Annotated in this window: 8 protein-coding genes; 6 read left to right on the forward strand and 2 right to left on the reverse strand. The window is 34.8% G+C overall.

Annotated features, from left to right (window positions below):
• Positions 1-22: 22 nt before the first annotated feature.
• Both LG651_RS04485 and LG651_RS04490 read right to left on the reverse strand, forming a co-directional pair.
• The gene (locus LG651_RS04485; protein ID WP_226694949.1) at positions 23-1621 is read right to left on the reverse strand and encodes a DUF4270 domain-containing protein; all 1599 of its coding nucleotides are present in this window, start codon (positions 1619-1621) and stop codon (positions 23-25) included.
• A gap of 22 nt (positions 1622-1643) precedes the next feature.
• On the reverse strand, positions 1644-2453 hold the full coding sequence (locus tag LG651_RS04490) for a glycogen/starch synthase (protein WP_226694950.1): 810 nt from the start codon (positions 2451-2453) through the stop codon (positions 1644-1646).
• A gap of 183 nt (positions 2454-2636) precedes the next feature.
• Between LG651_RS04490 and panC the strand changes: the two genes are divergently transcribed.
• The 6 genes from panC (at position 2637) to LG651_RS04520 (ending at position 14157) form a co-directional block, all read left to right on the forward strand.
• Positions 2637-3488: a pantoate--beta-alanine ligase gene (gene panC / locus LG651_RS04495; RefSeq protein ID WP_226694951.1), complete on the forward strand. Its 852-nt coding sequence runs from the start codon at positions 2637-2639 to the stop codon at positions 3486-3488.
• Positions 3489-3501: 13 nt separating this feature from the next.
• Positions 3502-3852: an aspartate 1-decarboxylase gene (gene panD / locus LG651_RS04500; RefSeq protein WP_226694952.1), complete on the forward strand. Its 351-nt coding sequence runs from the start codon at positions 3502-3504 to the stop codon at positions 3850-3852.
• Positions 3853-3858: 6 nt separating this feature from the next.
• Entirely contained in the window at positions 3859-4827 is a 969-nt protein-coding gene (locus LG651_RS04505) for a lysylphosphatidylglycerol synthase transmembrane domain-containing protein (protein WP_226694953.1), read from the forward strand.
• Between the two features lie 64 nt (positions 4828-4891).
• Positions 4892-6043, forward strand: a complete 1152-nt coding sequence (locus LG651_RS04510; protein WP_226694954.1) for an alpha/beta hydrolase — start codon at positions 4892-4894, stop codon at positions 6041-6043.
• On the forward strand, positions 6043-7407 hold the full coding sequence (radA, locus tag LG651_RS04515) for a DNA repair protein RadA (RefSeq protein ID WP_226694955.1): 1365 nt from the start codon (positions 6043-6045) through the stop codon (positions 7405-7407). The genes LG651_RS04510 and radA overlap by 1 nt, the downstream gene beginning before the upstream one ends.
• A 288-nt stretch (positions 7408-7695) precedes the next feature.
• Positions 7696-14157 carry a LamG-like jellyroll fold domain-containing protein gene (locus LG651_RS04520; RefSeq protein ID WP_226694956.1) on the forward strand — a complete coding sequence of 2154 codons (6462 nt, stop codon included), beginning with the start codon at positions 7696-7698 and terminating at the stop codon, positions 14155-14157.
• The last annotated feature ends 361 nt before the right edge of the window (positions 14158-14518 follow it).

The raw sequence follows: 14518 nt of genomic DNA on the forward strand, positions 1-14518 counted from the left end.
TAATATGGTACTAAGCTAATTTTTATTTTGGTTCGGTAAAAAATAGTTTAAGTTTTAAACGTTTATCGTCTGGAATGTTTTCGTTGCTTCCATGTAAAATAGTTCCTCTTGGCGAAATGTAAGTCGCGGCAGGAATTGCCGTAACTTCGTCTTCACTATTTAAAATTTCGGCTGTAGTGGTATAATTTACATTATTAGAAATTACTAAACCAATTTTTGTGTTTGTTGAGTCGTTTAAAATAATATTATTAAAATGTTCGGTTAAACGAATTTTGTATTTACCCGAAATAGTATCACGTTGACTTAAACTAATTATATTTGAGCTTACAGGTGTTACTGTATTAGCTGTTACATCGCTAGCATAATCGAACGTGATTGAGTTGTTTTTAATATCGTAAGCATAAATGCGATCGTATCTATGAAAAGTTTCGTCGTATGTGCCAATTTCTATATCGGAATCTTCATAAATTTCTAAATGAACTTCATTAATAAGTTTTAATAAGTCACCATCACCGTTTAAAAATTCGTCTTTAAAAGCTTGAACGCCATCTGGGAATAAATCAACTATAGCCATAGAACCTGCTTGACCTTTTAGGTATAATTTATCGTCTCCTTCAGTTTTATTTGGAGTTGGAAAGGTAACTAAGTTATAGTTGTTTATAATTGGGTTTATTATGTTTCCTGAGAAATTTAAGGTATATGTGGCATCAATTCGCTCGCCAGCAGTTGTAGAATCTTCGGTGTAGTTTATTGTTATAGAGGCGTCGGTTGAAGCTAAATTTAATAAAACCAAACTACCATCGTTATCGTTGGCTTCAGCCTTTAAATAAAGGCCTCTAAAATAGTTTTTAAATTCGCTTTCGTTGCTTAATTCTTGGTCCTCGGCCTTTGCAATAAATGTGTTAAACCAAAATGCTAGGTCGTCTTCATCTGTAATTGTATATCTTATGGCGGGTGCAGCGTAAGTGGTATCTGTATCTGTAATTACCTCATTACTTAGAGCGCTTACTTTAAAATCTGGGTCTTCTAAAATTGTTTCTCCTATATGATTGTCAAAATTAACAGTAAACGTACCAGTTAACATTGAGTTTTGAGTGCTGTTAGAGTTCGAGTAATAGTTTTGAACACTATTATCTTCTGTATTTGGGTTAGCGTCTCTTAGAAAGTAATTATTTTGATAAATAGATAGTTTTATAGATTTTGATGTGTTGCCGTAAACCGAATCCAATTCGTATTCCGCATTGCCGTCTTCGTCGTAATCTACAATAGTGCTGTAATAAGGAATATTTATAACTACCGATTCTATTTCTGGGTTATCTCCAATGGTTGCTGTGTATGTTGATGGGGTAACTTGAGCTACAATACTAGCAACGGTTTGCCCATAAGCAGGATCGTTAAAAACACCTAGCATATTTGATGACAATCCATTTATTTGAATCGAATCTAATTTTTTATTGTATGCAACTATAGGCAACTCGCTAAATTCCGTTGAAAAATTGGAGTTGTTTCTACCTAAAACATCACTTTCTATTACGTTAAAGTCTTTGTCGCAAGCAATAAAAAATAATGCAAGCATAAAAAAAGCAACAGAAAACTTAAGGGCTTTAAAATTCTTTTTCATAGATTTTTATAAGAAATACTGTTTAGCTTAAAACGGAATTATTGAAAAATGTTGTATAAGCTTCGCCAAATTCGTCTCTACTTTTGTATTCTAAGGTTGGTTTGTCTGATGCTTTTATATGAGCATCAAGCTCTTCTGGAATATGTTCTGACCCAACAATTAACGCGTCCGATTGGTCGATAGCAACCTTCATTAAATTGTTGTATGTTGGTTTGTCTAAGATTTTTATAGCGTCTTCGGTAATGTTGTCAAATTTAATTTTATTAATTAAATCATTATTTAGCATGTTGTCGAAGCTCTGGTTGTAAACCGATGTAACTATTTTGCTGTCGCTAAATAACGGCTCGTCTTTGTAATATTCTTTTAAATATAACGGTAATAAAGCAGCCAACCAACCATGAACATGTATAATGTCTGGCGACCAATTTAATTTTTTAACAGTTTCAATAACACCTTTTGCAAAAAATATGGCGCGTTCATCGTTATCTGGAAATAAGTTGCCATCTTCGTCGGTTAACGTAGCTTTTCTTTTAAAATACTCGTCGTTGTCAATAAAATAAACTTGAATGCGCTCTTTTGGTATCGATGCTACTTTTATTATTAGTGGCATATCTAAATCGTTAATTACCAAGTTTATACCGGAAAGACGTATTACTTCGTGTAGTTGGTGTCTGCGTTCGTTAATATTACCATACCTTGGCATAAAAATACGAATTTGTCCACCTTGTTGATTCACCAATCTTGGCGCTTCAAAAGACATAGAAGAAATTTCGGTTTCGGGTAAATAAGGCACTACTTCAGATGATACATATAATATCCTCTTATCTTTCATATGTTTGTTTTTGTTGACTGATAACGATTTTTTAAAAAATCGCTAGTAATTATTGATTTGTTTTTCATCGAAATAAAAAGCTTATTTTCTTTAATTTCGATTTAAAAAACATGCAAAACTACAAAAATTTATGCTAATTGGCCGTAAAATCTTAAGTTTGCACCCGTTAAATTTTTTTAAGGCGTGGAAGTTTATAATAAAAAAGAAGAAATTACAGCTGCAATTGCTGCGCTGAGGCAAATTAACAGCAACCTAGGTATGGTGCCAACAATGGGTGCTTTGCACGAAGGCCATTTGCAATTGGTAAAACGAGCTTTAAAGGAAAACGATAAAGTGGTGGTCAGTATTTTTGTAAATCCTACGCAATTTAATAATAACGACGACCTAGAAAAATATCCAAGAACCTTAAATGCAGATGTTAGCCTTTTAAAGACTTTGAGTGAATCCGATATTTTGGTTTATGCGCCAACAGTCGAAGATATTTATGAGGGAAATACCGTGTCGGAATCGTTTGATTTTGATGGGTTAGAACTTGAAATGGAAGGTAAATTTCGACATGGGCATTTTGATGGCGTTGGAACTATTGTAAAACGCTTTTTCGAAATTATTGCCCCAGATCGTGCTTATTTTGGTGAAAAAGATTTTCAGCAATTAGCCATTATTAAAAAATTGGTTGAAAAGCATAGTATACCAGTAAAAATTGTAGGTTGTGCTATTTATCGAGAAGCTAACGGTTTAGCGATGAGCTCACGTAATACGAGGTTAAAACCAAAGTATAAGGACGCGGCTCCTTTTATTTACAAAACCTTAAAGTCTGCTCAAGCGCATTTTGGCACAAAAAGTGCTACATTAGTTACACAGTGGGTTACTAAAGCATTTGCAGAGCATAATTTACTTAAGTTAGAGTATTTTATAATTGCCGATGCAGAAACTCTTAAACCGGTTTATAGAAAATCCGATAAAAAGAAATACAGAGCGTTTATAGCGGTATACGCAGATGATATAAGACTTATAGATAATATCGCACTAAATTAATTATCTTTGCCATATGCAAATACAAGTAGTAAAATCTAAAATTCATAGAGTAAAATGCACTGGTGCAGAACTCAACTATATTGGTAGTATAACTATTGATGAAGACTTAATGGATGCAGCTAATATAATACAAGGAGAAAAGGTTCAAATTGTAAATAATAACAATGGCGAGCGTTTAGAAACTTATTGTATTCCAGGGCCTCGAAACAGTGGCGAAATTACATTAAATGGTGCGGCAGCCAGAAAAGTAGCCTTAGGCGATACTTTAATTTTAATTACCTACGCATTTATGGAAATTGAAGAAGCTAAAACCTTTAAACCGGCCTTAGTTTTTCCAGACGAAGCCACCAATTTGCTGAAATAATTTCTTTTGAAATTCAACATAAAAAATAGTTTAAAAATTATACTCCCATTATTATTGGGAGTTTTTTTAGTTTGGTATTCGTTGTCTCGAATTTCGATTGAAGAATTAATACGATATTTTAAAAAAGCCGATTACGCGTTTATTTTTTTAGGAATGGTATTGGGCTTGTTAAGTCATTTATCTAGGGCATATCGTTGGCGTTTTCAGCTAGAACCAATGGGGTATAAAGTTAAATTAGGAAATAGTGTTATGGCTGTTTTTGCTACCTATTTAATAAATTATACCATACCAAGAGCTGGTGAGGTGGCTCGTGCTTCTATTTTAACAAATTACGAAAACGTACCTTTCGAAAAAGGTATTGGTACTATTGTTGCCGAACGGGTTGCCGACATGGTAGTTATGTTAAGTATTATTGCCATTACTTTAATGCTCGAATTCGATTTTATTTATGGGTTTTTAATCGAAAAATTTAATCCTTTAAAATTGATTATAGCAGCTTTTGGAGGTCTGGTATTTTTGGGGGTAATTGTTTGGCTAATAAACAAAAGTAAATCTACATTTGCTTTAAAGGTTAAAGGCTTTTTAATTGGCCTTATAGAAGGTGTTTTAAGTATTTTTAAAATGAAGAAAAAATGGGCATTTATAGGGCATACGCTTTTTATTTGGCTCATGTATTTACTCATGTTTTATGTAACCTCGTTTGCTTTACCCGAAACAAGTAATTTACCCATTGCAGCACTTTTAATAGCTTTTATTGCTGCTAGTTTTAGTATCGCTGCTACAAATGGCGGTATTGGTTCGTATCCAGAGGCCATAGTTTTAGCTTTTTCATTATTTAGTATTGCAGAAGATCCTAGTAGAGCTTTTGGTTGGATTATGTGGGCATCGCAAACCTTTGCAATCATAGTTTTAGGAGGCTTTTCGTTAGTTTATTTACCTATTTTTAATAGAAAAAACACTAAAACTAAGATTTAAATCTGGTTTTCCGAGCTATATTAATTTTTAGTAACTTGCATTTTAAATCTCAAATCTTTAAAAAATGAATAAAAATACGTTTTTCTTTTTGTTCTTTATCTGCTCAATAATATATGTTGAAGCTCAAGTAAAATACGAAATTTTTCAATCGGAAAAATTGCGAGATAAGCGCGAATTAAAAATACAATTACCGCGCGGTTACAATCCCGATAGTAATAAAACCTATCCGTTATTTTTAGTTTTAGATGGCGATTATATGTTTGAAGCCGTAGCTGGAAACACCGATTATTTTTCCTATTGGGAAGATATGCCAGATGCCTTAGTAGTTGGTTTAAATCAATCTGGAACACGTTTCGATGATTGTATGTATTCACAAATGAGTTCTCTGCCTTCTGAAACTGGTGCTGTGTTTTTCGAGTTTTTAGGTATGGAACTAATTCCATATTTAGAGCGTAATTTTAATGCAGGAACTTTTAGAGTGGCTGTAGGGCATGGTAGTACAGCAAATTTTATAAACTATTATTTGTTAAAACCGAATCCTATTTTTCAAGGTTATATATCCATAAGTCCAGAATTAGCACCTAATATGTTAAATTATATTCCTGAAGTATTAGGAAAAACAGAATCTAAAATCTTTTATTATTTAGCTAATACCAAAGAGGATATTGGAAGTATAGTGGAAATGACAAACGCTTTAAATACCGATTTACAAAGTGTGAGTAACCCGAATGTAAATTATAAATTCGATAGTTTTGAAGTGACTTCGCATTATGGGGTGCCAACACATGCCATCCCCAGTGCTATTGAAAATATGTTTAAGGTATTTCAGCCAATTTCTAGAAAGGAGTACAAAGAAGTTATTGTGGAGTTAGATGATTCTCCGGTTACTTATCTTGAAGATAAATACAAAACCATTTACGATTTGTACGGTATTAGAAAAGAAATTTTAGTTAACGATTTTAAAGCTATATCTGCAGCTATAGAAAAAAATGAGTTGTTTGAAGATTACGACAGGTTAAGTAAACTAGCAAAAAAAGACTACCCAGAATCTTTATTAGGAGGTTATTACGAAGGACGCTTTTTAGAAGAAACAGGAAAACCTAAAAAAGCCTTAAAAGCTTATCAGGCCGCATTCGATCTTGAAGAAATTGCAGGAATTACGAAAGACGATGTGTTAATTCGAGTAGAAACTATAAAAGAGGACTTCGGACTTTAATGGCAAAAGTTAAAACTAGTTTTTTTTGTCAGAGCTGTGGAACGCAATATTCCAAATGGCAAGGGCAATGTAATGCGTGTAAACAATGGAATACCATTGTTGAAGAAGTTATACAAAAACCAGAAAAAAACGATTGGAAAACAACGCCTTCAACAAACTTAAAAAAAGCATCTGTTCCATTACGAATTAACGAAATTAATTCGGCTAAAGAAACGCGATTAAACACAATAGATAGTGAGTTTAATAGAGTATTAGGTGGAGGGATTGTTCCTGGTTCTGTAATATTATTGGGAGGCGAACCAGGTATTGGTAAAAGTACCTTATTGCTACAAATATCATTACAGTTGCCTTATAAAACTTTATATGTTTCTGGTGAAGAAAGCCAAAAACAAATAAAAATGCGTGCCGAACGCATAAAACCCGATAGTGAAAATTGTTTTGTGTTAACCGAAACCAAAACCCAAAATATTTTTAAGCAAGTTGAAGCCTTACAGCCCGATGTTGTTATAATAGATAGTATACAAACTTTACATAGCGATTATATCGAGTCGTCGTCGGGTAGTATTTCGCAAATAAAAGAATGTACTTCAGAGTTAATTAAGTTCGCTAAAGAAACAGCAACACCAGTAATTTTAATTGGCCATATTACAAAGGATGGTAATATTGCAGGACCAAAAATTTTAGAGCATATGGTCGATACCGTTTTGCAATTTGAAGGCGACCGTAATCATGTATTCAGAATTTTGCGGGCTCACAAAAACCGTTTTGGGTCTACCAACGAAATTGGTATCTACGAAATGCAAGGTAGTGGGTTGCGAGAAGTTACCAATCCCTCAGAGATTTTAATTTCAAAAAAAGATGAAGACCTTTCGGGTAATGCCATTGCTGCAACTTTAGAAGGTATGCGACCTTTAATGATAGAAGTACAAGCACTTGTAAGTACAGCAGTTTATGGTACGCCACAACGTAGTGCCACAGGTTTTAATGCCAAACGTTTAAATATGCTTCTAGCTGTGTTAGAAAAACGTGCAGGTTTCCGTTTAGGGGCTAAAGATGTATTTTTAAATATTACAGGAGGTATTACGGTTGATGACCCCGCTATCGATTTGGCAGTTGTAGCTTCAATACTATCTTCAAACGAAGATGAACCTCTACCAAAAGATGTTTGTTTCGCAGGCGAAGTTGGCTTATCTGGAGAAATTCGTCCTGTGCAACGTGTAGAGCAACGTATTTTAGAAGCCGAAAAGTTAGGCTTTTCTACTATTTATGTATCTAAATACAATAAAATCACACTTAAAACTACGGCAATAAAGGTTAATTTACTTTCTAAAATTGAAGATTTTGTAGTGCAATTAATACAATAACACTAAATTATTTCGATTTTTTAAAAAAACTGCATTTTACCGAAAAAAAATAACCTTATATCGATATTTTGTTAGGTAATACCATTTTTTTTAACTAATATTGTGATGAATTTTATTGTTTTATAAAAAATTATATTTGAAAATATTCTTCCCTCAGCTCATTTTCAACTAATAGTTTGCAGTTTTTTTAGGTTAAAAAAGGTAATTATTTATTGCCAAAAGCTACTTATTAATGTAGACGATATAAAATTTTGAAGTTCTATTTTGATATCCCAAATCTATCAAAAAATGACACAAAAGCTACTATTTTGCACCTTTATTGCGTGCCTTATGTTTAATGGATTAGTCTGCCAAACAAATGCGCCGAGTATACAAACAGGTGTAGATTTTAGGTGGAGCGATACACAAAACGATCGCAGAGATCCTGCGACAATTCAAAGTATTGTTGTAAATAATTTGGTTTATGACACATACAATATTCCCTCTAGCTACGAACTAACACAGCTAGGTGTCGATGGTCATGCCGTAAATTCTATTAAAAATAATGGAACTAATATTGAAACAACTAGTGCTAGTGCTAGTTGGAACGACTCAGCATTATCTGCATATCAAGATCTAAATTTAAACCATTATTTTATTTCTAACGGAAATGGAGATAATATTTGCGACGATTTTTCTGCGGCTTCTACAACCACAAATGCTCAAAAGCAAACGTTAACTTATGAGCCTGGTATTACAGCCAGTTCAAGTAGTATTTTGGCTATTACAGAGCGTAGTGCTAATAATTGTTATTATGTAGAACTTTTTGGGACACTCTCAGGAAGTACCGTAGTACAATCGCTTGGTAAAACCTTTGTTAATCAAACAACAACTGAATGGGGTTTTGGTGGCACTGGTGCAGGTAGTGGTGATATGGGAACACCGGGATCGGTAAATCCGCCATCTACAGGGTCAGATTATTGGTTAAGCGATCGCGTTACAGAAAATAGAGGAACCATCGGTATTGCTCTTTTTTATTTAGATGACATCGCTCCAATTGGATCGACCATTGCAAATGTGGTGCTAACTGGTGCAACCAGCGATCACGGAGATGGCAAGGTTTTTATACTAACAATAAATGATAATGATGAAGATGGCTATAGTGATATTGATGATTTAGATGATGATAACGACGGTATTACCGATGTGAATGAAGGGTTATCTTGTGGTTCTAATTATTTAAACTGGGATGGAGCAAGTTTGGGTAGCCCACTTACACAAACAATTTTTAATCCTTCTACAGGAAATTTTGTGGATGTAACCTTTGAAGTTTTGGTAGATGACACTTCTCACCCTATTGGCTATACAACCAATACAAGCCCAGCGACAAATTTAGGTGATGTTGGAGGCATTAATACAGGAGATAAAATACGTATATCAACTTCAGAACCTATCTCACTAACTATAATGTCATCCAATCGTATTACTGGTGCTTCTGGCGTTGATGGTTCTTACGATCAAGATGAGGTTCTTTATACATTTAATGATTCTTATGCCTTTACAGATCCTGATGATATCTTTAGAACGGTTTCTCAAACTGCCACAGAATTAAGAATAATTCCAAGAAGAGCTGATGACGGCGTTACAGCAACTCCCGAAAATAGATTTAACTGGTCTATTGTATCTACAACAGATTTGTTTGAGCTTGAAGTTTTAAGCGGAAACCCGAGAATGAGTATAAAAATAAGGGTTGATGATTGTAGTTATTTAGATTCAGATAATGATGGTATCCCAGACCATTTCGATACCGATAGTGATAACGATGGTTGTCCAGATGCATTAGAAGGTTCTGCGCCAAATAGTCAAATTAATCATGACGATTTAAACGAATATTACGGAATTACAGGAGGTCAAGATTCCAATGGTGTGCCTTCAGCGGCAAGCGGTGGTCAAGGAGTTGGTAGTAGTATAGATAATACGGTGCAAACTGCAGAATGTAATACCTGTGATTCTAGCCACGCTGAATACTACGATACCGATGGCGATGGCATTGGTAATGCCTGTGATTTAGATGACGATAACGATGGTATTTTAGATAGTGTCGAGGACGATTGTAGTAATAGCAGCATTTTCGAAACTACAGGAAATAATACAAGTAGTGCGTTCGAAACATTACCATACGGAAGAGTAATTAGTGCAACCGATTTAATTTTAGGTTCTGGAATTAATTTTTATCACCAAAGCACCTCGTTTAGATTTACAGGTGCGGGCGAATCAAATTTAAGCAATGCCATAACTAATAATGATTATATTGAACAAAGCTTTACAACAGCCTCAACCTTTACAACAAATACCATGAATCTCGATAGATTAAGGTTAAGACATGGAGGCACAAGCGGCAGTTTAGCATATGGTTATCATATTGGGGTTTTAATTTCCGATGATGATTTTGCGACAAGTACCATTTTAAATGCAGATTTTTATTATGAGGACGATTATTCCGTAGGCGAAGATGTTAATATTGCAACTAATATTCAGTTTTCATTAGCTGTAAATACAACTTATAAAATTCGATATTATTTTTATGCAGGAAACGAAACTACTGAATATTATATTGATGATATCACAGCTTTCGAATTAGCTTGTAATAACGATAACGATGGTGATGGAGTTGTTAACAGTCAGGATACAGATAGCGACAACGATGGTTGTCCCGATGCTATAGAGGCTAATTCTAGCAGTTATTTGTTCAACGATTTAAATTTCGATTATAGCATTAATACCTCAAGTAATCCTATTGATTCAGATTCCGCAAGTGCCACCTATGGAGCACCCAATGGTTCTAATAATGGCATTGGTATTTCTCAAGATTTTACACAACAGTCCGATGAGTGTGATAGCTGTAATAGCAATAGCTCTTTATTTATAGACACAGATAATGATGGGATTGGTAACAATTGTGATTTAGACGATGATAACGATGGTATTTTAGATACGGTTGAATGTGGTAATTCTGCTAATCTTGGTTTAACAGTTTCAGGAACTATTCCTAATTTTATTTTAACAGACGATTCTTCATCAACAACTAGTAATACTGTTACTAGAAATGGTGATATTAACGGAAATGGCACAATAGTAAATAATGAAATTGTACGGTTAACTTGGGCTCCGGTTGAGGGTTCAAGTGGTTTTACTTTTAGCACAACTCAAACCTTTGATAGCGCTATTTCAGGTGTTAAAATTAAACCTAATAATAGTGTAACCCATGTTTCAGATGTTATAATTTGGACTATAACTTGGACAGGAGGAATACCTGGGGCTACAGGAACAGCAATTGATAGTAATCCTAAAAATAATACAGCTTATAATATTTATAATCCATCTTCAACAGCTTCAAATCCTGTTTTTGCAGGTAGTATTGTTACAAATGGTTACAAATTTGTTTCAGATAATGATGGAGATTTATATGAGGCTAAAAATCCTAATCTAGAAGGAACTCAAGATGGTAGTTTCTATAACTATGAAATTAATTTGCCAGATAACATTACTTCGGTAACGGTAACAGGGACAATAGAATTAAATGGTGATGAAGGTCCTTATGGTTATTCTGCCGAAGCAATGGATGTTGACTATTCTGAAGCGTATTTTTCGGCTAATTGTGATTTAGATTCGGATAGCGATAGTTATCCTAACCATTTAGACCTCGACAGCGACAACGACGGTATTCCAGATAATATAGAAGCTCAACCTACGGTAGGTTATGTATTACCCACCTATGGTTACGATTTAGATGGAGTAGATAACAATTACACCGGCGGTTTATTATTAGAAGACACCGACAACGATGGCACGCCCGATTACATAGATTTAGACAGTGATAACGATGGTACGCCCGATATAGAAGAAAACGGTATGGCTAACGCGGTAAGCGGAACCGATACCGATGGTGATGGTTTAGATGATGCTTTCGAGACCAATGGGGTAAACGATTCAAGTTTAGATGTAAACGAGTCGATAGAAGATCCAACAGATTTAAGCATACTACCCGATGCCGATGGCGATGTACTTACCACCGGCGATGTAGATTACCGCGACGAATTAACGGTACTTTCAGAGGTAGCGACTATCGATTTTGATGGTGTAGACGATTATTTAGATGGCACACCATTTATAACCAATTGGGACAATGGTACCATAATGAGTTGGATAAAAATAGAGCACGATAATGATGGTAACCTACCAAATATGTACAGTATAGCAGGGCAAGAAAGTATGCGATTATACATTACTAACGGTCGCACACCAGCGTTTTATGTAATAACCCAAGACCAGGTAACCTCATCGAGTAACTATCCATCATCAAATATAAGTGTACAGCCCGATCCATTATTAGGCATCAGCTTAAAGAATGATATGTGGTATCATGTTGCAGGCGTTTTTAATTCTTCAGAAGAAACGGTAAAACTATATTTAAACGGCGAATTAGTTGGCACCACCTCAAGTGGGTATTTAAACTCCGAATTAATCACACAAAATTATGATGGTACACCACATGTTTACTCCACCCGTGAGTTTACAATAGGCCGTTACCCAACCAATACAAGTGCCTCAGGATTTGGACATTTTAGAGGTAATATAGACGAGGTACGCGTGTTCGACACCGCCTTAACGGCAGAGCAAATTCAACAAATGGTTTACCAAGAGATTGAAAATAATGGGGGAGTAATTCAAGGTAGTATAATTCCAAAAGACGTAGAAGATCATAGCTTAGGAAGTAAAGTATCATGGTTAAATTTACAAGGTTACTACCCAATGACCAATATCATTAGTGGCACAACCAGCGATTATTCAAGTACAGGTAATAATTTAACCCTACATAATATAACCACGGTACAAGAACAAACCGCGCCTATGCCTTACGAAACAACAGCAGCAGGAGATTGGACTAGTACATCAACATGGCTACATGGCACTGTATGGGATATTACAGATGTAACAGATTTAAAAGACTGGAGTATCGTTCATATAAAAGATGATATAGAAATAACCGGCTCACATAGCAGTTTAGGATTATTAATCGATTCAGGTAAGACCTTAACGGTACATGGAGACCATGAGATAAATAACAGTTGGTATTTTGAGTTAAATGGCGATTTAGATTTAGAAGATGATTCACAATTAGTACAAGGCATTCGCAGCGATTTGGTAACCTCTTCAACGGGCAAGGTGTTACGTCGTCAAGAAGGGACATCCAATGCCTTTAGGTATAATTATTGGAGTTCTCCGGTAGGGGCTTTAGGCACCACGCCATTAAGCGATAATAATGCAACAAGTAATAATGCTAATAATAGTGCTTTTAACTTAAACATGTTAAAAGATGCAAGTGGTAATAATTGGACGTTTGTATCTGGATATACCGGAAGTAATAGTATAAGTACGTATTGGTTGTATACCTACAAAAACGGATTAAAGTATTGGGATTGGGCGCAAATAGGTCCGTCGTCTAATATAGGTACAGGAGTAGGTTATACACAAAAAGGAACAGGTGTATCAGGAGCGACCCAGCAATATATATTTTCAGGTAAGCCTAATAACGGTACAATAAAAATAGCTGTAAGCGATAGAGGCGGTTCAGGATCCGTGCCAGATGTTTCAAAGACAGAATATTTAGTAGGTAACCCTTATGCATCAGCCATAGATATTCACCAATTTATAGAGGATAATCAAGGCGTAATCGATGGCACAGTAAGTGTTTGGCAACAATGGGCAGGAAACTCCCATTATTTAAGTGAATATGAAGGCGGATATGCTCAAATAAACAAATTAGGAAGTATACGAGCGTATCAATTTGTAGGTATATCAGGCGCGAACAATGGTTCGCAAGACGGCACGATAGTACCAACTAGGTACATGCCCGTTGGTCAAGGATTTATGGTAGAAGTAATAGCCGATGGAGAGGTTGAGTTTAATAATGGTCAACGCGTGTTTATAAAAGAGTCTGATGCCGATGGGAGCGAATATAATGGTTCTGTGTTTTCAAAAAGTAGTGATAGTAAAACGGCACAGGCATCAACAGATGGAATGCAAAAGTTACGTCTAGCTTTAACATCAGTATCTGGACCCAAAACCAATAGAGAGTTGTTGTTAGGATTTAGCGATTATACAAGCGACGATTATGATTATGGATACGATGCGAAGTGTACAGCGACCAACAAGAACGATTTATTGTTAGCATTAAATGGTCAGGGTATGACCATGCAAGCCTATGGAGTAATAAGTGCAGAGAAGGAGATTCCGTTGCAGTTTAATTCATCGGGCAACAATAGCTTTAAGATCCAGTTAAGCGAACAAATCAATATACCAGCAGATCAGGCAATATATTTACGCGATAGTACCACCGATGTGTATTTCGATTTAAGCCAAGGCGAAGCATATAGTTTTACTAGTGCACAAGGGAAGTTTAACGAACGTTTTGCGATAGTATTTCAGAGTAAAGCAGAGACCTTATCAGTAAACGAATCTCAGAGAGAAGCTAATTTTATGTATTACCAAAATAGCACAAACACGTTTTATGTAAAGAAGTTAAACGCCCAAGTAAAGAATTTAGCAGTAATCAATATGCGCGGACAACGCGTTATAGAGCAAGAAAATGTTGAGCAATCACGGTTAGAAAATGGTATCGTGCTGAGTAATATATCAACAGGAGCCTACGTGATTTGTTTACGCACCGATGCTAATGAAGTACTCACTAAAAAAATAGTTGTGAAATGATGAAAGACATGTTTATAATTGATAAAAATGAACAGTTAAATTTTTATTATTTTACCGAAAATTAAATAACGCGATAACAAGCAATTTAAAACCAATATAAATTTATAATGAAATAAAGCTTTAATTTAAATACATTTACTTCCCTCGTAAATATTTCTTAATCAAATCCATTCAATTTTAAAGTAGTAGTTATTAGTACAAAATTTATTAGTCCCAAACTAATTAAAATTTTAACCTATGAATGTAATTTATACTAATTTATGCTACATTGAGCACTTTTATTCAAGTTGTATCCTTTACACAACTTTAATGTTTTTTATTAAAAAAATAATAAGCAACAATGCATTAAATGATCGTTTTT

The sequence above is a fragment of the Neotamlana sargassicola genome (assembly GCF_020523965.1).
Taxonomy (GTDB): domain Bacteria; phylum Bacteroidota; class Bacteroidia; order Flavobacteriales; family Flavobacteriaceae; genus Neotamlana; species Neotamlana sargassicola.